Annotated in this window: 24 protein-coding genes; 13 read left to right on the forward strand and 11 right to left on the reverse strand. The window is 71.9% G+C overall.

Annotated features, from left to right (window positions below; all coding sequences use genetic code 11):
- Nucleotides 1-69: 69 nt before the first annotated feature.
- Both BM430_RS34480 and BM430_RS34485 read left to right on the forward strand, forming a co-directional pair.
- Nucleotides 70-351, forward strand: a complete 282-nt coding sequence (locus tag BM430_RS34480) for a type II toxin-antitoxin system RelE/ParE family toxin (protein ID WP_177302902.1) — start codon at nucleotides 70-72, stop codon at nucleotides 349-351.
- A gap of 57 nt (nucleotides 352-408) precedes the next feature.
- Nucleotides 409-729: a HigA family addiction module antitoxin gene (locus tag BM430_RS34485; RefSeq protein WP_177302903.1), complete on the forward strand. Its 321-nt coding sequence runs from the start codon at nucleotides 409-411 to the stop codon at nucleotides 727-729.
- A gap of 45 nt (nucleotides 730-774) precedes the next feature.
- Here the strand turns inward: BM430_RS34485 and BM430_RS02665 are convergent, their stop codons facing one another.
- From BM430_RS02665 to mazG, 4 genes are all read right to left on the reverse strand, one after another.
- Complete coding sequence (locus tag BM430_RS02665) at nucleotides 775-1791, reverse strand: catalase family peroxidase (protein ID WP_093564989.1); 1017 nt, start codon at nucleotides 1789-1791, stop codon at nucleotides 775-777.
- A gap of 93 nt (nucleotides 1792-1884) precedes the next feature.
- The gene (locus BM430_RS02670) at nucleotides 1885-2427 is read right to left on the reverse strand and encodes a GNAT family N-acetyltransferase (protein WP_093564991.1); all 543 of its coding nucleotides are present in this window, start codon (nucleotides 2425-2427) and stop codon (nucleotides 1885-1887) included.
- An 8-nt stretch (nucleotides 2428-2435) separates the two neighbouring features.
- On the reverse strand, nucleotides 2436-3077 hold the full coding sequence (locus BM430_RS02675; protein ID WP_093564996.1) for a helix-turn-helix domain-containing protein: 642 nt from the start codon (nucleotides 3075-3077) through the stop codon (nucleotides 2436-2438).
- Between the two features lie 68 nt (nucleotides 3078-3145).
- A complete protein-coding gene (gene mazG, locus BM430_RS02680) occupies nucleotides 3146-3955 on the reverse strand; it encodes a nucleoside triphosphate pyrophosphohydrolase (protein WP_093564998.1) in 810 nt (269 codons plus the stop codon).
- A gap of 930 nt (nucleotides 3956-4885) precedes the next feature.
- On the opposite strand from mazG, the gene BM430_RS02685 reads away from it, so the two are divergent.
- The 5 genes from BM430_RS02685 to dapA all read left to right on the forward strand — a co-directional run bounded on the left by BM430_RS02685 (nucleotide 4886) and on the right by dapA (nucleotide 9915).
- Nucleotides 4886-5980 carry a replication protein RepA gene (locus BM430_RS02685; RefSeq protein ID WP_093565000.1) on the forward strand — a complete coding sequence of 365 codons (1095 nt, stop codon included), beginning with the start codon at nucleotides 4886-4888 and terminating at the stop codon, nucleotides 5978-5980.
- Between the two features lie 492 nt (nucleotides 5981-6472).
- A complete protein-coding gene (locus BM430_RS02690; protein ID WP_093565002.1) occupies nucleotides 6473-7009 on the forward strand; it encodes a winged helix-turn-helix domain-containing protein in 537 nt (178 codons plus the stop codon).
- Nucleotides 7010-7201: 192 nt separating this feature from the next.
- Nucleotides 7202-8527 carry an MFS transporter gene (locus BM430_RS02695; protein ID WP_093565004.1) on the forward strand — a complete coding sequence of 442 codons (1326 nt, stop codon included), beginning with the start codon at nucleotides 7202-7204 and terminating at the stop codon, nucleotides 8525-8527.
- 252 nt (nucleotides 8528-8779) lie between these two features.
- A complete protein-coding gene (locus BM430_RS02700; protein ID WP_093565006.1) occupies nucleotides 8780-9010 on the forward strand; it encodes a hypothetical protein in 231 nt (76 codons plus the stop codon).
- Nucleotides 9007-9915 (forward strand): 4-hydroxy-tetrahydrodipicolinate synthase, encoded by a 909-nt coding sequence (gene dapA, locus BM430_RS02705; protein ID WP_177302904.1) that lies wholly within the window; start codon nucleotides 9007-9009, stop codon nucleotides 9913-9915. Before BM430_RS02700 ends, dapA begins: the two co-directional genes overlap by 4 nt.
- Nucleotides 9916-10060: 145 nt before the next feature.
- Here dapA and BM430_RS02710 read toward each other — a convergent pair whose 3' ends face one another.
- The gene (locus BM430_RS02710; protein WP_093565010.1) at nucleotides 10061-10342 is read right to left on the reverse strand and encodes a hypothetical protein; all 282 of its coding nucleotides are present in this window, start codon (nucleotides 10340-10342) and stop codon (nucleotides 10061-10063) included.
- Between the two features lie 682 nt (nucleotides 10343-11024).
- Here BM430_RS02710 and BM430_RS02715 point away from each other — a divergent pair.
- On the forward strand, nucleotides 11025-11261 hold the full coding sequence (locus BM430_RS02715) for a hypothetical protein (RefSeq protein WP_093565012.1): 237 nt from the start codon (nucleotides 11025-11027) through the stop codon (nucleotides 11259-11261).
- 83 nt (nucleotides 11262-11344) lie between these two features.
- Here the strand turns inward: BM430_RS02715 and BM430_RS02720 are convergent, their stop codons facing one another.
- Together BM430_RS02720 and BM430_RS02725 are read right to left on the reverse strand one after the other, a co-directional pair.
- Nucleotides 11345-12742: an adenylate/guanylate cyclase domain-containing protein gene (locus BM430_RS02720; protein WP_093565014.1), complete on the reverse strand. Its 1398-nt coding sequence runs from the start codon at nucleotides 12740-12742 to the stop codon at nucleotides 11345-11347.
- A gap of 418 nt (nucleotides 12743-13160) precedes the next feature.
- Nucleotides 13161-14453, reverse strand: coding sequence for a solute carrier family 23 protein (locus BM430_RS02725; RefSeq protein WP_244539282.1), 1293 nt, complete (start codon nucleotides 14451-14453; stop codon nucleotides 13161-13163).
- A 169-nt stretch (nucleotides 14454-14622) separates the two neighbouring features.
- On the opposite strand from BM430_RS02725, the gene BM430_RS02730 reads away from it, so the two are divergent.
- Nucleotides 14623-15351: a substrate-binding domain-containing protein gene (locus BM430_RS02730; RefSeq protein ID WP_093565018.1), complete on the forward strand. Its 729-nt coding sequence runs from the start codon at nucleotides 14623-14625 to the stop codon at nucleotides 15349-15351.
- Between the two features lie 122 nt (nucleotides 15352-15473).
- Here BM430_RS02730 and BM430_RS02735 read toward each other — a convergent pair whose 3' ends face one another.
- The gene (locus BM430_RS02735; RefSeq protein ID WP_093565020.1) at nucleotides 15474-15953 is read right to left on the reverse strand and encodes a hypothetical protein; all 480 of its coding nucleotides are present in this window, start codon (nucleotides 15951-15953) and stop codon (nucleotides 15474-15476) included.
- Between the two features lie 579 nt (nucleotides 15954-16532).
- On the opposite strand from BM430_RS02735, the gene BM430_RS02740 reads away from it, so the two are divergent.
- Both BM430_RS02740 and BM430_RS02745 read left to right on the forward strand, forming a co-directional pair.
- Entirely contained in the window at nucleotides 16533-17261 is a 729-nt protein-coding gene (locus tag BM430_RS02740; RefSeq protein WP_093565022.1) for an autoinducer binding domain-containing protein, read from the forward strand.
- A 150-nt stretch (nucleotides 17262-17411) separates the two neighbouring features.
- Complete coding sequence (locus BM430_RS02745; protein ID WP_177302905.1) at nucleotides 17412-17894, forward strand: DMT family transporter; 483 nt, start codon at nucleotides 17412-17414, stop codon at nucleotides 17892-17894.
- A gap of 19 nt (nucleotides 17895-17913) precedes the next feature.
- Here BM430_RS02745 and BM430_RS02750 read toward each other — a convergent pair whose 3' ends face one another.
- Nucleotides 17914-18123, reverse strand: a complete 210-nt coding sequence (locus tag BM430_RS02750; protein ID WP_093565026.1) for a hypothetical protein — start codon at nucleotides 18121-18123, stop codon at nucleotides 17914-17916.
- Between the two features lie 458 nt (nucleotides 18124-18581).
- Between BM430_RS02750 and BM430_RS02755 the strand changes: the two genes are divergently transcribed.
- Nucleotides 18582-20144, forward strand: a complete 1563-nt coding sequence (locus BM430_RS02755; RefSeq protein ID WP_177302906.1) for an ATPase domain-containing protein — start codon at nucleotides 18582-18584, stop codon at nucleotides 20142-20144.
- On the forward strand, nucleotides 20131-21171 hold the full coding sequence (locus BM430_RS02760; RefSeq protein ID WP_093565028.1) for a sensor histidine kinase: 1041 nt from the start codon (nucleotides 20131-20133) through the stop codon (nucleotides 21169-21171). Before BM430_RS02755 ends, BM430_RS02760 begins: the two co-directional genes overlap by 14 nt.
- Nucleotides 21172-21292: 121 nt before the next feature.
- Here BM430_RS02760 and BM430_RS02765 read toward each other — a convergent pair whose 3' ends face one another.
- Together BM430_RS02765 and BM430_RS02770 are read right to left on the reverse strand one after the other, a co-directional pair.
- Nucleotides 21293-21913 carry an HAD hydrolase-like protein gene (locus BM430_RS02765; protein WP_244539298.1) on the reverse strand — a complete coding sequence of 207 codons (621 nt, stop codon included), beginning with the start codon at nucleotides 21911-21913 and terminating at the stop codon, nucleotides 21293-21295.
- 86 nt (nucleotides 21914-21999) lie between these two features.
- Nucleotides 22000-22926, reverse strand: coding sequence for a hypothetical protein (locus BM430_RS02770; RefSeq protein ID WP_143131936.1), 927 nt, complete (start codon nucleotides 22924-22926; stop codon nucleotides 22000-22002).
- Nucleotides 22927-22931: the final 5 nt, after the last annotated feature.

The raw sequence follows: 22931 nt of genomic DNA on the forward strand, positions 1-22931 counted from the left end.
CCCGATCAGATTCCTTGCTCACGTCATTGGTATCGTGATATGATACTAACAATGTGCCGGGGACTGATCGTGATTCGCAGCTTCGCCGATGACCGAACCGAAGCCGTGTTCAACGATCAGCAGCCGAAGGGACTACCGACCGGCATTCTGAAGGTCGCGCGCCGTAAGCTGCGCTACCTCCACAGCGCCACGTCACTCGACGACCTGAAGATGCCGCCGGGCAATAAAATGCATCCGCTTCTCAACGATCGCGCCGGGCAGCACGCCATCTGGATCAACGATCAGTGGCGCATCTGCTTCCGTTGGACGAGCCAGGGGCCCGAGGACGTCGAGATTACGGACTATCACTGAGAAAAATGCTCATCCAAGGCACGGGGATCGCCCGGCCCAGTCAGAGGGGACCGCCCCATGGCGATCGAACTGGAAACCGACGACCTGCTCCCGCCACTCCATCCCGGAGAGGTCTTACGCGAGGAGTTCATGGTCCCGCTCGGCCTCACGCCCTACGCCGTCGCCAAGGCCTGCGGCGTGCCGCGCACCCGCATCGAGCGGATCGTGCGGGAGGAGACGCCGATTACCGCCGACACCGCGCTCCGGCTCGGGCGCTATTTCGGCGTGAGTCCGCAGGTCTGGATCAACCTTCAGGGCGACTACGAGCTGAGGCGCGCGCAACGGCAGATCGGGGCGGAGATCGACCGCATCCAGCCCTTGCCGCGCGAGGCGGCGTGAGGGAGGCACGCGGCCCGGGAGCACCCGAGCCGCGCGCCAAAAAACTCACTGCGAGCGGCGGCCGAACGAGATCGCGTAGGACTGCACCCGGGCGTCGATCAGCGGATCGTCCGAGACCTCGACGCCGTCCGGCAGGTTGTTGGGCATGAACAGCAGCGTCTTCTCGACGGTCTCGCTGTCCGGCACCGCCTTGGTCAGGGTCAGGGTGCCGAGATCGACGAGGCGGCGGTCCTCCGGCCAGGGGATCGTCGAATCCTTGGTCGAGTCGCCGGGTTGGGCGATCTGGGCCAGCACCCGGAACGACACCGGCTCCTTGGTGAGCCGCGCCGGCATCTCCTCGACGAGGTAGTTCGGGCCCTTGGCCTTGGCGTCGTCGGCGCTCAGGATCTCCTCGCCGGCCACCGGCACGATGCGGTAGCGGAAGGCGTTGCGCTTGCCGGCGGCGTCGACCAGCACGAAGGCGTTGACGCCGTTATAGGTCTGGCGGGCGAAGCTCGACGGGGTCCGGGCGCTGGCAAGCGCCTTGGGGGCGGCCGGGTGCGCCGCCATGAACTGCTCGACCGGGGTCGGCTTTGGCGCGTCGGGGCCGCTCTTGGTGATCGCCACCAGGAGATCGCGGAACTCCTCGCCGGTCGCCACGGGGAAGAACTTCAGCGAGTTGGTGACGATGTCCATCTCGGCGCCGTCGGCGGGCTTGAACTTGACCGACAGGCCGTGCGGATTGGCCTCGGGCGCGCCGTCCGGGATCTGCGGCAGGCCGGTCGCGTCGGAGAAGCGCACAGTCACCGGCACGGCGGGGCCGGCGAACACGCTCGCCTTGCTCAGGGTCCTGGCCTCCGCCGAGGGGGTGAAGCTGCCCTCGACCACCACGCCCTTGGCGTGGTTCGCGCGCTTGCCCGGATGGTCGCCGAAGATCTTGGTCATCGTCGCGATGGTCTGCTCGGCCGTGGACGCGGCATCCTGGGACCATGCGTCCCGCACGAGAGCGGGCGCGGCGAGCATCAGGGCGGCGCCCAAGAATGCGGAGCGCGTGAGCGCGCGCCGGAGCGTGGTGTGGGTCATCGTCGGATCGTCCCCTCGCAGGGCCGAGGCGGCCCGGCGCGACCTGACCCGAGGATTCGATTGCGCGCAAGCGATCGGCGCATCAAAAGTTCGTCAAGTTCCAATCTGGCCCACGGGCACCGGAAGCCGCTTGTGCATGAAGGTGCAGGCCTCCGGCACGCCCTCGGGCGAGCAGGCGTAATCCGGCACCACGCCGGTGACGGCGTAGCCGAGGGCCCGGTAGAGCGCCTCGCCGGCATCGTCGGACCGCGTGTCGAGGATCAGGAGCGAGCGGCCCTCGGCCCGGGCGACGTCCTCCGCCGCCAGCATCAACGCCCGGCCGAGGCCGCGGCGGCGCGCGTCGGGGTGGACCAGCACCTTGGTGATCTCGGCCCGGTGCCGGCCGTTCGGCGGGGCGGCCAGGCCGACCTGGGCGCTGCCGAGGATGCGGCCGTCCTGCCGCGCCACCAGCAGCCGGCGCGCGCCGCTCTGCAGGACCGGCAGCCCGTCGCGCCAGAACGCCTCGGCCTCGGGGAGGGTGAAGGGCAGCACGAAGCCGATGCTGGCGCCGTGGAGGACGCAGGCATGGAGAAGGGCGGCGAGGCCGGGCAGGGCGGCCTCGGCCGCCTCGGGGGAGAGGGTGTCGATCGATAGCATGGGCGCACTCACGGCCGGCAGATCGCGATGAGGTAGCGGGCCTCCGGGCCCGGGCAGGAAAAGCGCGAGGCGCCGGCGAGGAGGTAGCGCAGGCAATCCCCCGGCGAGAGGGCGTGGGTGACGCCGTCGAGGGTGAGGTCGAGCCGGCCCTCCAGCATCCAGAGGTGATGCTCGAGGCCGCCGACCGGGGGTGCTTCGTAGGCGATGACGGCTCCCGCCGGCAGGGTGCCGTGGACGAGCTCGGCGGAGAAGCCGTGGGCCGGGGGCGAGACGGAGCGGCGGCGAAAGCCGGTCTCGGGATCGACCCAGACCGCCTGCTCGGCCTCGCGCACCAGCCGGGCCGGGTCGGCCTCGATCTCGGCGAGCAACCGCGACATCGGCCGTCCGTAGACGGTGCAGAGCCGGCCGAGCAGCGAGGCGGTCGGGCTGGTATCGCCGCGCTCCAGCCGCGACAGGGTCGCGCGGCTGATGCCGCTGGCGCCCGCGAGCTCGTCGAGGGAGAGACCCCGCTCCTGGCGTAGGGAGGCGAGCCGGGCGGCGAGGCGCAGGTCGATGTCGGAGGCCGGGATCCCGGAAGCCTGGATCCCGGAAGATTGGGGATCGGCGGGCAGGGGATCGGCGTCGCGATCGGGTGCGAGAGCTTTTCTCATATCAGAGAAATTCTCTCACATTCGAACAGGGGTCAAGCCTGCTCGATCCTGTCTTCTCATGAGCCGCCTCAGCGCTCCCGCCTTTTCACCACGACCCAGGCCGCCTCCATGGCGGCGAGGCCGGCCTCCGGCAGGGTGCGGCCATCCTTCGTCACCTCCTCCTCCATCGCGGAGAAGCGGCGCTGGAATTTGAGGTTCGCCCGTCGCAGGGCCTCCTCCGGATCGACACCGGCATGGCGGGCGAGGTTGGCGACCGAGAACAGGAGATCGCCGATCTCCTCCGCCACCGCCTCCGGGCCTTCCCCGGCGAGCGCCTGGACGACCTCGTCGGTCTCCTCGCGCACCTTGGCGATGACCTCGGCGGCGTCCGGCCAGTCGAAGCCGACGGAGGCCGCCTTGCGGGAGATCTTTTCCGCCCGGGCGAGGGCGGGCAGCGCCAAGGGTACGCCGGCCAGCGTGCCCTCCGGGGCCGGACGGCCCTTCGCCGCCCGTTCCTTCGCCGCCCGTTCTTGCGCCTTGATCGCCGCCCATTGGGCGTTCACCGCGGCCTGATCGAGGCCGCGGGCCTCGCCGAAGATGTGGGGGTGGCGGCGCACCATCTTGTCGGCGATGGCGGTGGCCACGTCGTCGAACGCGAAGGTGCCGGCCTCCTCGGCGATCCGGGCCTGGAACACGACCTGGAACAGCAGGTCGCCGAGCTCGTCGCGCAGCTCCTCCGGATCCCCGCTCTCCACCGCCTCGGCGACCTCGTAGGCCTCCTCGATCGTGTAGGGGACGATGCTGGCATGGCTCTGCGCCAGGTCCCAGGGACAGCCGCCGTCGGGATCGCGCAGGCGCGCCATGATCCCGAGAAGCCGCGCGATCGGGGGGGTGCTCATGCTCGCTCGCCATCCGCCCGCGCCGCCTCCGGCGGCGCCTCGACCCCGCTCATAGGCGCCGCCGGGCGTCCGGGGAAGCGCGTGCGCTGACGGGGCAGGGGCCTGATTCTCCTCACTTATTCCGTAAATTCCATCACGACGAGAATTGTATCCAATCTGCGCCGAAGGCGCCTCATGGCGTTCTTCAAAACGAACTCTCTCTCGGGCCTATAGGTGACTTATCAGTCATTGAGTCTCAGAGAGTCAGTTATGTGGATTATATGGAGGGACGAATTCCGCTGATGCGGCAAAGACTTGCGGTGTGGTCGCGCATACGGCTCTGCGTGGATCGGCATCGGACTCTGCGTGGAGGCGCATGGGATTCTGCGGGGATTCCGGGGATTCGCGCATCGGATTCGGCGTGGCCGCGCATCGGATTCGGCGTCGGGCCCCGCCGCGTCCCTCGGCAATCGCCGGTTTCGCGAGGGGCCCCGCGTATCGAACTCTGCGCGGGCCGCGATCCCCCGATCCGGGCCCGTATCGAAATCTGCGCCGGCTCGCCCACCGCCCGTCCACCGGGTCGCCCACAGGCTCCGGGCGGGCTCGTCCGCCGCCCGTCCCGGAGCGGCCCACAGGGCCGTACACAGGCCGCCCACAGGCCCGGGAGCGAGCGGGGGCTCCCGAGGCTCCGGCCCCGAAACCGGCCTGTGGCGGCCCCCGTCGGGCCTGCACGGGCCTCGCGGCGGGCGGGTGCCGGAATCCGGGCGGGATATCTGGCGGGATATCGGGGATGAATCGTGGGAATCTTGGGATAACCCGCCCTCGCCCCCGGAATCTCGGGATCGGAATCGTGCATGAAGGCTTGGGTGTCCGGGAAGGCTCGGGCGTCCGGGCTCGGCCCATCGCCGGCGGGGAGCGCCGGGCACGGCCGGCAGGCAAGAAGCGTCACGCATGAGCATCGAGGCCAGGATCGCGGCGATCCACGACGAGGACCTCCTGGCCGAGCTGGAAGCGGCCCGGGGCGGGTTCCTGTTCGCGGTCATCGTCGAGCACATCGCCCACCGCCAGGCCCTGCGCGACGCCGAGCGGGCGGAGGCCGGCCGCCAGCAGGATGCCCGCGCCGCCATGGGGCGCGACCAGCGCCGGCGCGACGCGGTGCGGATGGTGATCGAGGCCGAGCCCGTCACCCCGGACACGATCCAGCACATCCATTCCGTGCTGGCGCTCTGCGGATTGCCCTATCGCGATCCCGGCGAGGAGCGGGAATTCTTTCGCGAGTACGGCCGCAACACGCTCAGCATCCTGGCCGGGCGGCTGAAGAACCCGTCGACCGGCCAGATGGAGCTGCAGGGGCTGCCCTATGGCCCCAAGGCCCGGCTGGTGCTCCTGCATCTCTGCACCGAGGCGGTGCGCCAGCGCAGCCCGACGGTCGAGGTCGCCGACAGCCTGTCGGGCTTCATGCGCGAGATGGGCTTCGCCGTCACCGGCGGCGAGCGCGGCACCATCCGGCAGTTCAAGGAGCAGCTGCACCGCCTGGCCGCCTGCACGATGCAGATCGGCCTGTGGGACGGGCAGTCGCGCTCCTCGACCATCACCATGCCGCCCTTCCGCCAGCTCGACCTCTGGCGCGCGAGCGGCCAGGACGGCATCGCCTGGTCGAAGACGGTGCAGTTCCACCAGGATTTCTACGACAACCTGATCCAGCACGCCCTGCCGGTCGACATCCGGGCCGCCCGCGCCTTCTCGGGCTCGGCGCGCAAGCTCGACCTCTTGTTCTGGGTCGGCTACCGCCTGCGCAGCCTGCAGCGGCCGCTGCGCCTCTCCTGGGACCTCGTCCACAAGCAGTTCGGCGCCGACAACGCCTCCCTGAGGAGCTTCCGCCAGGCGTTCAAGGCCGACGTGGCCCACGTCAAGGAGGTGTTTCCGAAGCTGCCGATCAGCCTCGACGAGGCCGGGCTGCAACTGATGCCGACCGATCCCGGCACCCTCCTGGTGCCGCCGAAGCCCGCCCGCCGCAAGGCGGCGGCGCGGGCGGGGGCGGCCTGAGGGGAGGGGACGCGCTCGGGAAGGCGGGATGAAAGGCCGCCGGTGTCGTGTGGCGCGGCGGCCATGGCCGTTCCGTCCCGTCGACGATCGGGAATTCTGATTCCCTGCGAGGGCTGGGGATCCCAAATAAAGGAATATTCCATGTTCATTGGGTGGAATGTTTCGAATTCATTCTAAATCTCGAGGATCCGTCAAGTCCGCGATTCGACCGGTACCGCCTTCACGTATGGGTAGGGCTGTCGGAAAACAGGGAATGGCGCTGGAATTCTCTTCTCCCCCCGGGCGGGGAGAGAAGAATTCCAGCGCCATTCCTTTTCCCCCCTACGCTCTCGCACCGGAAGGGAGATCCGGACGAGCGGCAGCCTTTGCGCGGTGGATCGTGGCCGAGCAATCCGGTGACGGGCTTGCGCTCTCGTAGAATATTCCTATTCTGCGCATTCCGGCAGATCATGATGCGATTATCCGGAATATGGAATATTCCAAGAGGCCAGCATGTTCCTGTCGGAAGCGGAAACGGAGTCCCGGCTGGACGACCTGCGGCGCCAGCGCGCCGCCCTCGACCGGGCCATCGCCGAGCACGAGCTCTACCTCGGTCTCGGCCGGAGGCTCGCCCGGCCTGCCGCCGAGCCGGCTCGGACGGCGCCCGCGGAGCCGCCGCGCCCTGACCCGGCGCCGCGAGTCTCCCCCGAAACGCCCCGGGCGGAGCCGGTCTCGCCGCCCGTCGCGGAGCCTGTTTCCGTACCCACCCGGCCGCAGGCCGAATCCCCCGCCGGCGCGACGGCGCGCCAAGACGGCCGCCAAGACAGCCGCCAGGAGGGCCGCCGGCTGATGGCGGCGGCGGAGGAGATCCTGACCGAGTCCGGGCGGCCGATGCACGCCGCCGAGATCTGGGAGCAGCTCGCCGCCCGCGGCCTGACCCTGCCGGGCCACGATCCGGTGGCCGCGCTCAACACCCGGCTGTGGAAGCGCGCGCAAGCCGGCACCGTCTTCCGCCGCCTCGGCGACGCGGTCTACGGGCTCGCCTCCTGATCCCGGAATCGATGCCGCCCACCTCGCTGTCAGGCTTTGGCCGATGCGGCGCGCGCATCGACCCATTCAGCCTTTGACTTGGACCTCGCCCCGACGCCGCCCCTAGGGTCCCGTCCCGGAACGCCCCTCATTGCAAGACGGGGCGCGAACGAGACGCCGTCGCGGTTCCCTGGACCGCCCGGGAGGAGATCCATGAGCGCAGTCCTCGGCCTTGCGGCCGCGAAGCGGAGCCGCATCCGCCTCGTCATCCTGGCGATGCTGTTTGCCGCCACCGCCATCAACTACGCCGACCGGGCGACCATCGCCATCGCCGGCCCGGCCATGGCCAAGGATCTCGGCTTCGACGCCGTGACCATGGGCTACGTGTTCTCGGCCTTCGCCTGGTCCTACGTCCTCGCCCAGCTCCCCGGCGGCTGGCTGCTCGACCGCTACGGCGTGAAGTGGGTCTACGCCGCGGCGATCTTCCTGTGGTCCGCCTTCACGCTGATGCAGGGCGCGGTCGGCTTCTTCTCCGGCTTCGCCGCCGTCGCGGTGCTGTTCTCGCTCCGCCTCGCCGTCGGTCTCGCCGAGGCGCCGGTCTTCCCGGCCAATGCCCGCATCACCGCGGCCTGGTTCCCGGCGAACGAGCGCGGCATGGCCTCGGCCTTCTTCAATTCGGCGCAGTACTTCGCCACCGTGCTGTTCGCGCCCCTGATGGGCTGGATCGTGCACGCCTTCGGCTGGCACCACGTCTTCACGGTGATGGGCGCGCTCGGCATCGCCTTCGCGCTGCTCTGGACCCAGGTGGTGCACGGGCCCCGCGAGCACCCCGCGATCAACCCGGCCGAGCGCGACTACCTCGAATCCGGCGGCGCCCTGATGGACATGGACGGCGCCAGGGCCGAGACCGCGTCCCGCGCCGGCCGCACCCTGCGCCAGCTGCTCTCGGAGCGGATGCTGCTCGGGATCTATGTCGGCCAGTACTGCATCAACACGCTGACCTACTTCTTCCTCACCTGGTTCCCGGTCTACCTGGTGAAGGAGCGCGGCCTGTCGATCCTGCAGGCGGGCTTCGCCGCGACGCTGCCGGCCCTGTGCGGGTTCCTGGGCGGCATCCTCGGCGGCGTGATCTCGGACCAGCTCCTGCGCCGCGGCTACTCGCTCACGGCCGCCCGCAAGATCCCGATCGTTTCGGGCATGCTGCTCTCGATGGCGATCATCGGCTGCAACTACGTCCAGGCCGACGCCCTGGTGGTCGGGCTGATGGCGCTCGCCTTCTTCGGCAAGGGCATCGGCGCGCTCGGCTGGGCGGTGGTGTCGGACACCTCGCCGAAGGAATCGGGCGGCCTGAGCGGCGGCCTGTTCAACACCTTCGGCAACCTCGCGGGCATCACCACGCCGATCGTCATCGGCTACATCGTGCGTGAGACCGGCTCGTTCAACGGCGCCCTGGTCTTCGTCGGCCTCAACGCCCTGGTGGCCGGCCTGTGCTACCTCGTGGTGGTCGGCGAGATCCGCCGGGTCGAACTCAAGCCGTGACCTCGCCATGCGGGGCAGGGGCCTGATCCGCTTCCTCGTCGGTCTCGTCCTCGCCCTCGCGGTCCTCCGCGGGGGCGTCGCCGTGTGGGGAACTGCCCGCGGCGCGTGGTGGGGACCGGCCCGCGGCCTCGCGCCGAAACCATACGGGATCCTGATACCGGGGCCGGTCCGTCCGCCTCGATCCTTGACGCCGACCGGGACACCTTGAGGGTGCGGCCGCGAGGACGGCCGCGCGAACCGAAAAAACTCCCGATGCCCCACCCCGCGGACGTCATCGCGCCGGCCCCGAGCCCGGCCCGTCTCCCCCTCGCCTTCCTCGTCGGCCGCAGCGCCGAGGGCCACTGGCTCGCCGTCGAGACGCACGGCCTCGGCGGCGGCATCTTCCGCACCTGCCGGGACGCGCTGCATTACGCCGCCGCCGAGACCGGCCGCCGGCCCGACGCGGTGCGCCTCGCCGACACCACCCTGGCGCTGGCCCCGTGACGGCGCGCGAGCCCCCGTTCGGCGGCGCGCTCACCGCCCTCGTCACGCCCTTCACCGCCGGTGGGACCCGGATCGACGAGCGGGCGCTCGGCGACCTCGTCGCCGCCCAGGTCGCGGCGGGCACCGAGGGGCTGGTGGTCGGCGGCCCCACCGGCGAAGGGCCGACCCTGACCGAGGCGGAGCGCGACCGCGTGGTGCGCATCGCCGTCGCGGCGGCCGGGGGCCGGATCCCGGTGATCGTCGCAACGGGGGCCAACTGCACCCGCACGGCGATCGACCGCACCCGGCGCGCGGAGGCCGGCGGAGCCGCCGCCACCCTGGCGGTCACGCCCTACTACAATCGCCCGACGCAGGAGGGGCTCTATCGGCATTGCGCCGCCATCGCCGCGGCGTGCGGGCGGCCGCTCCTCCTCCACGCGGACCCGGCCCGCACCGGGATCGCGCTGCGGCCCGAGACCCTGGCGCGCCTCGCCGCCCTGCCGGGGATCGCCGGCCTGGTCGATGCCGCCGGCGACCTCGCCTCCTTGGGCGCGGTCGCAAGGGCGGCCGGCCCGGGCGTCCCGGTGCTCTGCGGCAACGACGCCGCCGCCGTTGCCCACGGCGCGATGGGCGGGCGGGGTTGCGTCTCGGTGATCGCCAACCTCGTGCCGGGCCGTTGCGCCGCCCTGCAGCAGGCGATCCGGGCCGGCGACCATGCCGGCGCCCGGGCGATCCAGGCCGGGCTCGCGCCGCTGGTCGCGGCGCTCGCCCTCGAGACCGATCCGGGCCCGGTCAAGCTCGCCCTCGCGCGCCTGCGCCCCGGCGTCGCGCCCGACCTGCGCCTGCCCCTGGTGCGGCCGCGGCCGGAGACGGAGGCCGCGCTCGTGGCGGCGCTCGACGCCTTCCGTCTGGAGGAGGCCGCGTGACCGGTCCCGCATCCGCCCGGCGCGGCCGCCGACGGCAGGGAGATGACGGGAGGCGCCCTTCGGGCAGCGATCGTCGAGGGCCGGCTACCCCCAGGATGATGTCGCGGGTGGGATGGGAGCAGTTACACGCACCGGTCTCCTCGGCTCAGCCCCCGCCCGCCTCGTGCGTCTCGCGCACGAAGGCCGCCCGCGCCGCCGCGTCGGGTGCGGTGCCCTTCGCGCGGCACCAGGCCAGGAACGCCTCCGGCTCGATCCGGATGCGGGCCACCGCCACCCCGCTGCGCGACACCTCGCGCTCGACCTGGGTCGCGGACATCTGCCAAGTGGCGTAGCTCTCGGGCAGGCCGGATTCCGCCATCGCCTCCCGGATCCGGGCATAGTCGCCCGGCTCGTACCAGGCGATGCCGACGCTCCGTGGGCGCTCCATCGATCGATCTCCCGCGCGGCCCGGACCCTCGCCCGCACCGCGAGAGTGCCGCCGCGGGAGTCGCGCGCGCAACAGAAAAAAGGCCGCCCTTGCGAGGCGGCCCGAAGTCTAGGGAGGAAACGCCCAAAGAGGGCTGCACCACCGCGACGCCATCGCGGCGGTACGAAAACATTTTCTCATGTTGCGGCGCACAAGGCAATCGATTGCAGCGCACAACGGTCATGCTTGCGGCGCATGGAACGGATCCCGGGGCGCGGCGGCGGGGGCGGGCGGACCCGGAGGGCGTCAAACCGCCCCTTGCCCCGCGGTCCCGACCTGTTAGACGACACGTCTCCCTCGTGGACGTACCCTGTGGCGCTCCGGCTCCGCCGACAGGCTGGACCGTGAGGGAGCTCGTGACGACGAGTTGGCGGTGGACCAGTTCTCCCCGCCAGCCTGTGAGGCTCAGTGGGCCGGGTGGTTGCGGGAGGGTCGGCGCAGCGGGGAACAGGAACCGCGTCGCCGGCTGATGGCCCACACATTCGCTCTCCCTTGCACCCCCCTGCATTCCCTCGCGAGCGAGGATGTCCGCGGAACGGGCCGGGGTAGCGCGCCGCCGCGCAAGTTCAAGAATTCCGCAAACGGCCACGCTTCGCTAACCATGCCGCCGGTTCGCATCCCCCCGGTTCGCATGGGAGCACGCATGAGAACGGCAGCGAGAGCCCACCGGTTCGTCGATCCAGCCCTGGGCGGAGAGCCCCGCCGGTCCGATCGATCCTGCGAGACGCGGCGCGGCGAGGTCCGGCCCGGCACCGATCCCGGCCGGGCGCGGCCGGTCGGGGAGATCTGGTCGCAGCAGGACAGCCGCGGCCTGACTGCCCGCGAGCTGATCCGCCTGGCCCAGGCGGTGCGGCTGCGGCCGGCCCGTCCGCCGGAGTAGTTTTTTCGGCCCGCGCCACGGATACGAGACAGAAGAAGGCCCCGCCGATGCGGGGCCTTCTTCGTTCGGGATGGAAGGTCCGTTCAGGAGAGGACCGGAGCGAAGATCGTGATGGCCTGCTTGCGGCCGGCGAGGGGCTCGCGGCCGACCTCGCGCCAGGCGGCCGGGTCCGACGAGCCGGCGACGGCGGCCTCGGAGGCGAGCACCACCGCGCCGTAGCGCTTGGTCGCCTGTTCGAGCCGCGAGGCGACGTTGACCGCGTCGCCCAAAACCGTGAACTCCATCCGCTCCTCGTCGCCGACGATGCCGCAAAAGACCTCGCCGACATGGATGCCGATGCCGATCTTCACCGCCCGGGGCAGCTCCCGCGTCTCGTTCCAGGCCTCGACGATGCCGACGAGGTCCTGCGCGAAGGCGAGCGCCCGGGCCGCGTCGTCGCCGCCCTCGTCCGGCACCCCGAACAGGATCAGGGCGCCGTCGCCGATGAACTTGTCGACGAAGCCGTGGTGCCGGCGCACGCAGGCCAGGATGCGGGTGCGGAAGGCGGTGAAGAACCGCGACAGCCCCTCCGGATCCATGCCCTCGGCCATCCCGGTCGAATCGCGGATGTCCACGAAGGCGATCACCGCCCGCTGGCGGCGGCCGCGGCGGAGCGCGGCATCCCCCGCCGCGAGCCGGGGCGCGATCTCCGCCGGTAGGAAGCGCGACAGGCTGGCGCGCCCGACCGCGTCCCGGACCGCGGAGGCGAGGAGCCGGCGCGAGCGCACGATGCCGAAGGCCGTGGCGGCGCCCGCGAGCAGGATCAGCGTGAGCCGCATCACGTTGACGGGCATCGAGAACAACTGGGTCCAGGCCGGCCTGCCGGCGGAGGCCGGATCGAGGACCAGCTGGTGCTCGAGCCCGACCGCGATGGCGACGAGGCCGAGGGTGAGGAGCGCGATCGCCGAGAGCTGCACCTTCACGTCGTAGCGCAGGGCGCCGACCGCCAGGACCAGGGGGATCGCCCAGACGATCGGCGCCGAGGGCAGGGCGTTGCCGGGCAGGTCGCGCTCGCCGAGGGCCAGCACCGTGATGGCGAGCACCAGCCCGACATCCAGCACCATGAACAGGTAGGCGTAAGGATGCCGCCAGCGCTGCGGCACCGCGAGCGCGATGCTGACGAGGCCGACGCCGACGAAGCCCAGAGCGGCGATCCAGGCGTTGCGCTGGAAGATCCCGAGCGACACGCCGGCGAGTTCGTGCAACAGGTCGCTGGCGACGATCACCGTGACGAAGACGCAGGCCCCAATCCCCACCCGCAGCCAGCCGATCAGCCGCTCGGCCGCGACCTCGTGGCGGCGCATCAACCCGGCGACGAGGTCGCCCGCGAGGGGGGCGACCAGCGGATTGGTCAGGAGATCGGCCGCGGCGCCCGCCGGCGGACCGGCGACCGGGACGGGTTCTCGGGTCGGATCCCGCTGCACGCGCAATCGTGGCTGCATGCCGGCCTCCTGTCGCCCCGGACAGGGCGGAGAAAGACCTGATTAGAGCATGGCCGTGATCGCGCGGCTACTGGGGCTGATCTGATGCGCCCGAGCCACGAGCTTTCTCTGACGCTGTCTGACGGGTTGGATCAGCCGGCGGTACTATGCCAGAGCCTGCTCGAGCGGTTCAGCCTCGAACGATCGGAACCCGGGCGAGGCATCCTCTCCAATCACCTCATCCTGAGGTGTCAGTCGATCGAAGATCGACTGACCTCGAAGGAGGCCTCCAGACGTCTCCGAGCGAGCTGGAGCCCTCCTTCGAGGCTGCTGCAGGCAGCAGCACCTCAGGATGAGGGTGTCGATTGGGATGAACGATCCTTGCTCCGGTATTTCGGAAACTGCCTCACTCCGGCAATCTTCGACACGAGACCTTGCGTCAGGCCGGATCGTCGCGCAGCAGGTGGTAGAGCAGGATCGCGGCCGCCGTGGCGGTGCCGATCCCCCCGAGCTTGAAACTACTGATGCTGACCGTGAAGTCGCCGGCGCCGAGCACCAGGGCGGTGCCGACGGTGAGCAGCACCCGGGTGCGGGAGAAATCGACCCGGTTCTCGACGAAGATCCGTCCCGCGGCGGCGGCGATCAGCCCGAACACCACCACCGACAGGCCGCCGATCACCGGCCCCGGGATCACCAGGATCGCGGCGCCGAATTTCGGCGACAGCCCGAACAGGATCGCTACCAGCCCGGCGACGGCGAAGACCAGGGTCGAGTAGATCCGGGTCACCGCCATCACGCCCATGTTCTCGGCGTAGGTGGTCACGCCGGTGCCGCCGAAGAAGCCCGACAGCATCGTGGCGAGCCCGTCGCCGAGGAAGGCGCGACCGAGATACGGATCGAGGTTGCGCCCGGTCATCGCGCCGATCGCCTTCACGTGGCCGAGATTCTCCGCGACCAGCACCAGGGCGACGGGGGCGATGAGCCCGATCGCGGAAGCCTCGAAGACCGGCGTGGTGAAGTGCGGCCAGCCGAACCACGGGGCGTCGGCGATCCGTCCGAGGTCGAGGGGCTTGGCCAGCCCCAAGCCGTTCGCCAGCACGCCGTAGAGCAGGGTCGCGGCCACCGCCCCGATCAGCAGCGGCAGGCGCCGCGCGGAGCCCGGCAGGGTGGAGGCGGACAGGCCCACCGCCAGGATCGTGAACAGCCCGATCCCGACATCGAGGCCCGATCCCGAGATGCCCTTCACGCCGATCGGCGCGAGGTTGAGGCCGATCGCCCCGACGATCGCGCCGGTCACCGCCGGCGGCATCAGCCGGCCGATCCAGGCATCGCCCGCCCGCATCACCGCGATCCCGATCAGGGCGTAGACCGCGCCGGCCGCGATGATGCCGCCGAGGGCGACGGGCAGGTTCGGGTTCGGCCCGCTGCCGCCGTAGCCGGTGGCGGCGATCACCACCGCGATGAAGGCGAAGCTGGAGCCGAGATAGCTCGGCACCCGCCCGCCGACCACGACGAAGAACAACAGCGTGGCGATGCCGGAGAACAGGATCGCCAGGTTGGGATCGAAGCCCATCAGCAGCGGGGCCAGCGCCGTGGAGCCGAACATCGCCACGACGTGCTGGAGCGCCAGCACCGCCACCTGGCCGAGCGGCGGCCGCTCGTCGGGCAGCACCACCGGCCCCCGGGCGAGCCGCCAGCGCGGGAAGCCGCGCTCCCGTGTCTCCGGTTCCAAGTCTTCCGCCCTGTCCATGTCTTCCCCCCTGATTGCTTGTGCGGGGAAGGCTTTAGAGGATTCGGCGCAGGTGCGGGAATAGCAGGGTGGGGAAACGCGTGGGACGGCTTGCGCGGGTGGGCGGGCTTGGGCGAAGGAACCCTCCCGATCCCGAGCACCGGCAGCCACCATGACTTCGCCCGACGCCGTCACCGCCGACCTCACCGTCATGATCTCGGGCGGCTTCGCGCTCGCCTACGAGGCGGTGCTGCCGGATTTCGAGCGCGCGACGGGCGTGAGGGTCCGGACCCTGTCCGGCGCGTCGCAGGGGCAGGGGCCGCGGACCATCCGGCACCAGCTCGCGCACGGTACGTCCGTCGACGTGGTGATCCTCTCGAACGAGGGCCTGCACGAACTGACGGGAGAGGGCCGGATCGTCGCGGGTTCGGCGGTGGAGCTCGCCACCGCGCCGCTCGCCGCCGCGGTGCGGGCGGGGGCACCGCATCCCGAGATCGGGACCGCCGCCGCGCTGGCGCGGACCCTGACGGCCGCCCGCCTCGTCGTGATGCCGGGCAGCACCAGCGGGTTGTTCATCCAGGACACGGTGTTTCCGCGGCTCGGCGTCGCCGGGACCGTGCGCAAGCGGGTGCTGCCCCGCGGCACCGATTCCGCCGCGGCCCTCGCGGCGGGCGAGGCCGACCTCGCCCTCGGGCCGGTGAGCGAACTGGTCGACGTGCCGGGGATCGAGGTGGTGGGCGCGCTCCCCGACGAGGTCCAGCTCGTCCAGACCTTCACGGCGGCGATCGTCGCGGGCTCGGCGGCCGTCGAACCGGCGCGGCGGCTGATCGCCCACCTCGTCTCGGACCGGGCCGCGGCGGCGATCCGGCGGACCGGCATGGAGCCGGTCGCGCGGGTGTGAGGGGCCGCGCGACGCGCGGCCCCCCTTGGGCTCATGAGAGGTCAGGAGCCGCGCGACGCGCGGCCCCCCTTCGTGCCCATGAGAGGTCAGGGGCCGCGCGTCGCGCGGCCCCTGTGGGCGCGTCAGGCGAGGGCGGCGCCCCACTTGTCGGCGTCGGGCGCCTTCTCCTTGTAGATCTTGCCGGCGGCGTCGACGTGGAGCTCGGTCCAGGCCCCGTCGCCCCGCCGCGCCAGCACCTCGACGTGCTTCGGCTTGCGCCGCGGCTCGCCCGTCGGCATCCAGCCCGCCGCCGTGACGGCGGCGAGGGCGGCGGCGGGATCGACGGCCGCGTCGGACGATGTCGGCTTGCCCGGATGGTGCGGCTTCTTGTGGTGGATCTCCACCGGCGCGCGGCCCGCGGCGGAAATCCGCGCGACCTTGATCTCCGAGGGGCGGCGCTCGCCCTCGAGGGTCACGCGCAGGCCGGCGGCGAGGGGAAAGGCCTCCGCCCCCTTGGGCCCGAGATCGGCGAGGTGGACCGCGCCGTCCGCCTCCAGGGTGAAGCGGTGCGCGAAGACGTGCTGGATCGTGCCCGAGAGGGCGGTGGTGTCGTGGTGCGGCATGATCTTCTCCGAAGAGCGCCCAACCGCAGGCGCGACCGGCAGATGGAGAGAGCATGCGGGCGGTTCAAGGCCGTCCCCCCACAATCTTTCCCGGGTGAAAAGCCGGATCGTCGATGCAACGCGGCGCGCCTGACGCCGGATCGGGCCGAAACCGTCACAGAGAGACTGTTTGGCTCGATCGACAACATGTCCACCCTCTACGTCAGTCCGGGGCCGTGTAGCGGAGCCCGGAATGACGCAGGCACGCCCAGACGCTCAGGCCGTACAGAACGAGGCGGAAAGGCGTCCGCTTTATCCTACGCCACCAGCGGTTCTGGATTCCGGGTTCCGCTACGCGGCCCCGGAATGACGCGGAGCGTGATGAGCCCGTCGAGGCCGGTCAAACAAACTTCGAGAACCGCGATCGAGACGGGTTTCAAGCGGATCTGCATCGGTGGCCCCATCGCCTCGCCCGGCGGGCCCGCACGCGACGCGGCCCTTGCCGCGGGGATGGAATTCCGCGACATCTTGCCCCTCGGTCCCGGGAATGCGACCACAACCACAGATGTTAATCAAAGCTCTCCGCGTGAGGCAGGTTGCATGAGCCGGAAGCGCCTCGATCTGACCCTCGCCTTCCTGCGCTCCCTCGACCGGACCGCGAGCGCGCAGGACGTCTCCGAGCTGCTGCTCCGGCTGCTGGGCCGCTTCGGGATCGAGCACGCGCTGGCCGGGACCCTGCCGATCGTCGGAGCCAAGCCGCGCCAGCAATACGAGCACGCCCTCCTCGACGCGATGCCGGCGGACTGGAAGACCCGCTACCTGTCCCGCGGCTACCTGTTCCGGGACGCCACGGTGCGCCATCTCGGCGGGGCGAACGCGCCCTTCGCCTGGTCGGAGATCGCCGAGCAGTACCGAGAGGACCCGGCGGCCCTGCAGGTCATGCACGAGGCCGGCGAGCACGGCCTGCGCCACGGGGTCACCGTGCCGCTCCTGACCCTCGACGGGCAGCTCGCGGGATTCAGCTTCTCGGGCGCGCGGGTCGAGGTCTCGCCGGAGGATCTCGGCACGCTGCAGCTCGTGGCGACCTACGCCTTCGCCCAGCTCGTGCTGCTGCGCTCGGAGGCCGGCGCCGAGATCCGCCTGTCGCCGCGCGAGCGCGAGGTGCTGCAATGGGTCGCCGAGGGCAAGACGAGCTGGGAGATCGGCGAGATCCTGGCGATCTCCTCCAAGGGCGTCGAGCACCACCTGCGCACCACCCGGACCAAGCTCGGCACCCTCAACAGCGCCCAGTCGGTGGCGGTGGCGCTGCGGCGCGGGTTGATCTCCTGATCCGGGCCGAAGGAATCGCACCCGGTGCCGCCGCTCGCGGCGTTTCCTGTATTTGACAATCGTCCATCATAAGAGATGATCGCGGTCCGACAGGAGCCGCGCCATGCCCATTCGCCCCACCTCGCCCCGGACGTCCGCAGGGGCCGCCCGATGACCGGCGCGGCCCTGCTCTGCCTCGTCGCGGGGGCGGCCCTGGTGGTCCAGAATGCCCTGATGGGGGCGATCGTGGCGCGGGGGACCGGTCTGACCGGGGCGCTCCTGTGCAACTCGCTGGTCGGGCTGTCGCTGCTCGGCCTCGTCGAGGCCTGGCGCAGCGGCCCGGCCTTTCCGCTGCGCCTGGCGGAGCGGGCGGAGCCGTGGTTCCTGGTGCCGGGCCTGCTCGGCACGCTGGTCGTGGCCGCGAGCCTCTACGGCTACCGCCAGCAGGGCGCGACCGTCACGGTGGCGATGGTGGTGGCGGGTCAGCTCGCGGCGGGGATCGCCGGCGACGCGATGGGGCTGACCGGCCGCAAGGGCGGCCCCGGCCCGGACACGCCCATCGGTTTCCAGGCTCTGGGTCTTCAGACCTGGATCGGGGCCGCGCTGCTGGTCGCCGGCGCGGTCCTGATCCTGCGGGGGCGGGGATCGGCCTGAAGGCACCGACCCCTCGGGATCAGCCCCGGCCGCCCCGGGGCGCCTCGGCGGAGACGGCCGAGACGAGGCCGTCCGGCGCAGGCGCGGCGCCGAGCAGGTTGACGGCCACGTGGAGGCCGATGGCGGGTCCGAAGACCAGGGCCAGCATCAGAAGAAGCACGGTCACGACGCTGCGGTCGCGGCGGGTGGCGGCGGCGCCGGAGCGGGCGCCCGTCGTCATCAGGGTCATGGCTCACCTCGTTCGACCGGCCGCATCGGCGCCGGTCGCGGGCGAGCCCGATCAGCGATCAGGCGCGGGTCACGCGAGGCGGTACCGAGGCGGCGCGGTCCGTCGACTACTGTCGCTGGGCATGGGGGATGAAGGCTTCCGGTGATGCCGCGCGCGGCCGATTCGTCGGCCCCGCACGGATGAGGGCCACATGCGTGCGAACCCCCGCCGCGTCAAGGGCAAAGACGCGCATCTCGGTGCGCTTTTTCCCCGCTGCGGGCGCGGGGCGACGTGCGGGCGGGGGACCGCCCCCGGAACGCACAGCCGGCGGGCGCGGGAACTCTTTGTTCTCGCCGCATTTCTTTGCCACAAGCGGGGGGCCATCTCCCATGACCCATCCCCGGGTCTCGTGCCGTGCGCCGCCGCCCGCGCGCCGCCGCTTCGCAGACCAGCCCGCCGAGACAGTCAGCCTGCCCTCCATGCCCGATCCCGTGCTCTCTCCCTCCGACGACGCGGCCCCGGTCCCGACCGGCGTGCCGGGCCTCGACTCGATCCTGGAGGGGGGGTACGCGGCCAGCCGCGCCCACCTGATCGAGGGCCGGCCGGGCTCGGGCAAGACGACGCTCGCGCTGCAATTCCTCCGCGACGGGGCGCGGCTCGGCGAGCGCTGCCTCTACATCACGCTCTCGGAGAGCCGGCGCGAGCTCGCCTCCGTCGCCTCCCGCCACGGCTGGTCGCTCGACGGCATCGAGATCTTCGAACTGGTGCCGCCCGAGCTCAGCCTCGACCCGCGCCAGCAGCAGAGCCTCGTCCATTCCTCCGATCTCGAGCTCGGCGAGACCGTGCGGCTCGCCATCGCGGAGATCGACCGGATCAGGCCGCAGCGGGTGGTGTTCGACAGCCTGTCGGAGATCCGCCTCTTGTCGCAGGGCTCGCTGCGCTACCGCCGCCAGGTGCTGGCGCTCCGCAGCTACCTCCTCATCCACGACACCACCGCGCTCCTCCTCGACGACCTCACCGCCGAGCAGGACGACCTCAACCTGCACAGCCTCTGCCACGCGGTGATCCGGCTCGAGCAGCTCGCGCCCCTCTACGGCGGCGAGCGCCGGCGCCTGCGGGTGATCAAGATGCGCGGCACGCATTTCCGCGGCGGCTTCCACGACTTCGTCATCCGCCGCGGCGGCCTCGCGGTGTTCCCGCGCCTGATCGCGGCCGAGCACGGCCACCCCTACGACGTCGACCGCCTCGGCAGCGGCAATGCCGCCCTCGACGCGCTGCTCGGCGGCGGGCTCGACCGGGGCACCAGCACGATGCTGCTCGGCCCCTCGGGGGTCGGCAAGTCCTCGACCGCGCTCGCCTACGTCACGGCGGGGCTGGCGCGCGGCGAGCGCGGGCTGATCCTGAGCTTCGACGAGACGACCGGGATCCTGATGCGCCGGGCCGCCGGCCTCGGCATGGACATCGCCGCGGCGGTCGCAGAGGGCCGCCTGCGGGTCGAGCAGATCGACCCGGCGGAGGTCTCGCCGGGCGAGCTCGCCGCGATGGTGCGCGACGCCGTCGAGCGCGAGGGCGTGCGCCTGGTGCTGATCGACTCGCTCACCGGCTACCAGAGCGCGATGCCGGGCGAGCAGTACCTGCTGCTGCAGATGCATGAAATCCTGACCTACCTGAACCAGCAGGGCGTGACGACGCTGCTGGTGCTGGCCCAGCACGGGCTCGTCGGGCAGATGTCGGCGACGGTCGATCTCACCTACCTCAGCGACACCGTGGTGCTGTTCCGGTTCTTCGAGGCGGATGGGCACTTGCGCCGGGCGGTGTCGGTGGTCAAGAAGAGGGTGGGGCCGCACGAGGACACCATCCGGGAACTTCGGATCGACGGCGACGGTTTGCGTGTCGGCGAGCCGCTGGCGGGCTTCCGGGGCGTCCTGACGGGCGTGCCGAGCTACCGCGGCGCCCCCGGCCGCCTGCTGGCCGAGCGCGAGGAAGCGGAGCGGGATCGGCCAGTGACTCTCCCGGATCTGGACAGTGATGAGAGAGAGTGATCCCCCGGTCCTGATCCTCGCCCCCGCCGGGCGCGACGCCGCGGTGGCGGGCAGCATCCTCGACGAGGCGGGCCTGCATTCGGAGACCTGCGCCGACCTGCCGGACCTCGTCGCCCGGCTCGATGCGGGCAGCTGCGCCATCCTGACCGAGGAGGTCCTGCGCGCCTCCGACCGGCACGGGCTCGCCGCCTACCTCGCCGGGCAGGAGCCGTGGTCGGATTATCCCTTCGTGCTGCTCACCCTGCGGGGCACCCCGCCGGATGCGCGGCTGATGGAGTCCCTCGGCAACGTCACCCTGCTCGAGCGGCCGTTCCACCCCGCCACCCTGGTCACCGCGACCCGCTTCGCCGTGCGGGCGCGGCGGCGCCAGCGCGAGGCGGCGGCCTTCCTGCACGAGCGCCAGCAGACCGCCGAGCGCCAGGCGCTGCTGATCCGCGAATTGCACCACCGGGTGAAGAACACGCTCGCCACCGTGCAGGCCTTGCTCGGCGCCTCGGCGCGGGGCGCCACCAGCGTCGACGAGTTCTACCAGGGCTTCTCGGCCCGGGTGATCTCGCTCGCCAAGACCCACAACCTCCTGACGGAGGATTACTGGCAGATGGCCTCGCTCCAGGAGATGCTGGAGAACGAGCTCGGCCCCTACAACGACGAGGGGGGTCAGCGCATCGCCCTCGAAGGCCCGCATGTCGAGCTCACCGCCGACCTCGCGGTGCCGACCGGCATGGCGATCCACGAACTGACCACCAACGCCGCGAAGCACGGCGCCCTCTCGGTGCCCGAGGGCCGCATCACCGTGGCCTGGGCCGTCGACCAGGGCGAGACCGGCCGCCGCCTGCGGCTCGACTGGACCGAGCGCGGCGGCCCGCGCACCGCCGAGCCGACCCGCAAGGGCTTCGGCTCGACCCTGCTGCAGCGGGTGCTCACCATGCAGTGCGGCGCCGACATCCGCTTCGACTTCGCGCCGGCCGGCCTGCACTTCCGCATGGAGGCGCCGCTGATCGAGCACCGGACGGTGCCGCATTACTGAGGGGTTCTAGACCGCACCTCGACAGACTTGACATCCTCCACGTCATCCCGGGTTCTCGGCTGCGCCGAGCCCCGGATGACGCGGTGATGTCGTCGGAAGCCCATCGGATGGGCTCCGACCATCACGCCGCCCCCGGCAGCAGCGCCGCCGCCACCGCCTCCGGACTGGAGAACAGGTGAGCCGGCCCCGCCGCCGCCAGCGCCTCCGCCCGGGTGTAGCCCCAGGTCACCGCCCCGAAGGCGAGGCCGGCGCGCGTCGCGGCGGCGTGGTCGCGCAATTCGTCGCCGAGGCACAGGATCCGGTCCGGGGCGACGCCGCTCGCCCGCGCCACGGCCCGGAACCGCCGCGCCTTGCCGAACAGGGCCGTGCCGCAGGCATGGAGGTCGATCAGGCCGGCGCTGCCCGGTCCGAGCACCCGGCGCACCACGTCCTCGCGGTTGGAGCTGACGAGGGCCAGGGCGAGGCCGCCGGCCCGCAGGCGGGCGAGCAGGGCGGGGATGCCCGGAAAGGGCGCGAGGTCGCCGGCGTCGCGGGCGGCGAGGCCGCGCATGTGGCGGGCGATCAGCGGCAGCTTCCAGAGCGGCACGCCGAGGTGCCGCATCACCGCCCGCGCCTCCATCGCCCGCAGGGACTCGGCCTCGTGCGCGGCCGGCCGGCGGAAGCCGTAGCGGTCGGCGACGCCGGGAAGCACCCGGGTGAACCACGGGAAGGTGTCGGCGAGGGTGCCGTCGAAGTCGAGGATGACGAGCCGGTAGGGCGGACCGCTCCCGTCCGCAGAGAGATCGGACCGGTCCGCCGCAGGGTCGTGCCGACCCGCGATCCGGTCCGTTACCAGCACACGCGGGGCAGCCGGCGCTTCCAGCGCTGGCCGATGCGCAGGTCCTCGTCGCCGGTGCGGCGCTTCACCCGCGGGCGGATCTCGCCGGGCCGGGGCTCGCTCTCGTCGGCGTCGGGTGCAGCCTCGATCTGCGGGAGCTCGATCCGGTCCTGAGACCGGGGCGGGGTCGGCACGGTGATCGGCGCGGGGGTCTGGATCGGGGCCTCGTCGGGCCAGTCCTCGGGCCACACGAAGGCCGGACGCGGGCCGGCGGCGGTGCGGCGGGGGGCGGCGGGCGCGGCGGCGCGGTAGCGGCGGACCCGGGGCAGCTTCGGCTCGGGCTCGGGCGCGACCTCCGGTTCGGGCTCGGGCGCCGACGGGGCGATCAGGCTCGGCAGGACGCGCTTCGCGGGCGCGGCGTCCTTGGCGGGCGCGGCATCCTTGGCGGGGGCAGCGTCCGTCTCGGACGGCTTGTCGGCGGGAGTCTTGCTGAAGATCGGCAGGTCCGGCGGGTCGAAGCGGCCGGACTTGGTGGCGGCGGCGGCCTCTTCCAGGAGGCCGGTCCCGGCCCAGAGGTTGCGGCCGGGGGAGGCAGGCCGGGGCTCGGGCTCGGCGGTCACGCTCGCCGACAGCGTCGACGGGCCCGCCGGGGACTTGAACAGGGCCTCGGCCGGATGGGGCGCGGCCGCTGCCGGCTTGTTCGTCCCCGCTTGGGGCTTGCCCGCCTGGGGCTTGTTCAACCCTGCCGGGGGCCTGCTCATCCCTGCCGGGGGCCTGCTCATCCCTGCCGGGGGCTTGTTCAACCCTGCCGGGGGCTTGCCCACCGCCGGCGTGAGGACGGGGCGCTCGCTCTGGGGCCGCTCGCCGTCGGGCAGGGGGGAGGTGCGGCTGCGCTTGATCTCGACCGTGAATGACGGTTTCGCGCGGTGGCGCGTCATTGAAT

Origin of the sequence: Methylobacterium sp. 174MFSha1.1 (assembly GCF_900116815.1) — a bacterium.
Taxonomy (GTDB): domain Bacteria; phylum Pseudomonadota; class Alphaproteobacteria; order Rhizobiales; family Beijerinckiaceae; genus Methylobacterium.

Bases quoted from the DNA above. Each gene is read 5' to 3' on its own strand.
- BM430_RS02750 (WP_093565026.1), bottom strand. From the start codon at position 18,123: ATGACCCTGATGACGACGGGCGCCCGCTCCGGCGCCGCCGCCACCCGC.
- BM430_RS02675 (WP_093564996.1), bottom strand. From the start codon at position 3,077: ATGAGAAAAGCTCTCGCACCCGATCGCGACGCCGATCCCCTGCCCGCC.
- BM430_RS02690 (WP_093565002.1), top strand. From the start codon at position 6,473: ATGTTCCTGTCGGAAGCGGAAACGGAGTCCCGGCTGGACGACCTGCGG.
- BM430_RS34485 (WP_177302903.1), top strand. From the start codon at position 409: ATGGCGATCGAACTGGAAACCGACGACCTGCTCCCGCCACTCCATCCC.
- BM430_RS02770 (WP_143131936.1), bottom strand. From the start codon at position 22,926: ATGACGCGCCACCGCGCGAAACCGTCATTCACGGTCGAGATCAAGCGC.
- BM430_RS02755 (WP_177302906.1), top strand. From the start codon at position 18,582: ATGCCCGATCCCGTGCTCTCTCCCTCCGACGACGCGGCCCCGGTCCCG.
- BM430_RS02720 (WP_093565014.1), bottom strand. From the start codon at position 12,742: ATGCAGCCACGATTGCGCGTGCAGCGGGATCCGACCCGAGAACCCGTC.
- BM430_RS02745 (WP_177302905.1), top strand. From the start codon at position 17,412: ATGACCGGCGCGGCCCTGCTCTGCCTCGTCGCGGGGGCGGCCCTGGTG.
- BM430_RS02740 (WP_093565022.1), top strand. From the start codon at position 16,533: ATGAGCCGGAAGCGCCTCGATCTGACCCTCGCCTTCCTGCGCTCCCTC.
- BM430_RS02730 (WP_093565018.1), top strand. From the start codon at position 14,623: ATGACTTCGCCCGACGCCGTCACCGCCGACCTCACCGTCATGATCTCG.
- BM430_RS02695 (WP_093565004.1), top strand. From the start codon at position 7,202: ATGAGCGCAGTCCTCGGCCTTGCGGCCGCGAAGCGGAGCCGCATCCGC.
- BM430_RS02710 (WP_093565010.1), bottom strand. From the start codon at position 10,342: ATGGAGCGCCCACGGAGCGTCGGCATCGCCTGGTACGAGCCGGGCGAC.
- BM430_RS02665 (WP_093564989.1), bottom strand. From the start codon at position 1,791: ATGACCCACACCACGCTCCGGCGCGCGCTCACGCGCTCCGCATTCTTG.
- BM430_RS02715 (WP_093565012.1), top strand. From the start codon at position 11,025: ATGAGAACGGCAGCGAGAGCCCACCGGTTCGTCGATCCAGCCCTGGGC.
- BM430_RS02670 (WP_093564991.1), bottom strand. From the start codon at position 2,427: ATGCTATCGATCGACACCCTCTCCCCCGAGGCGGCCGAGGCCGCCCTG.
- BM430_RS02760 (WP_093565028.1), top strand. From the start codon at position 20,131: ATGAGAGAGAGTGATCCCCCGGTCCTGATCCTCGCCCCCGCCGGGCGC.
- BM430_RS02685 (WP_093565000.1), top strand. From the start codon at position 4,886: ATGAGCATCGAGGCCAGGATCGCGGCGATCCACGACGAGGACCTCCTG.
- BM430_RS02735 (WP_093565020.1), bottom strand. From the start codon at position 15,953: ATGCCGCACCACGACACCACCGCCCTCTCGGGCACGATCCAGCACGTC.
- BM430_RS02700 (WP_093565006.1), top strand. From the start codon at position 8,780: ATGCCCCACCCCGCGGACGTCATCGCGCCGGCCCCGAGCCCGGCCCGT.
- mazG (WP_093564998.1), bottom strand. From the start codon at position 3,955: ATGAGCACCCCCCCGATCGCGCGGCTTCTCGGGATCATGGCGCGCCTG.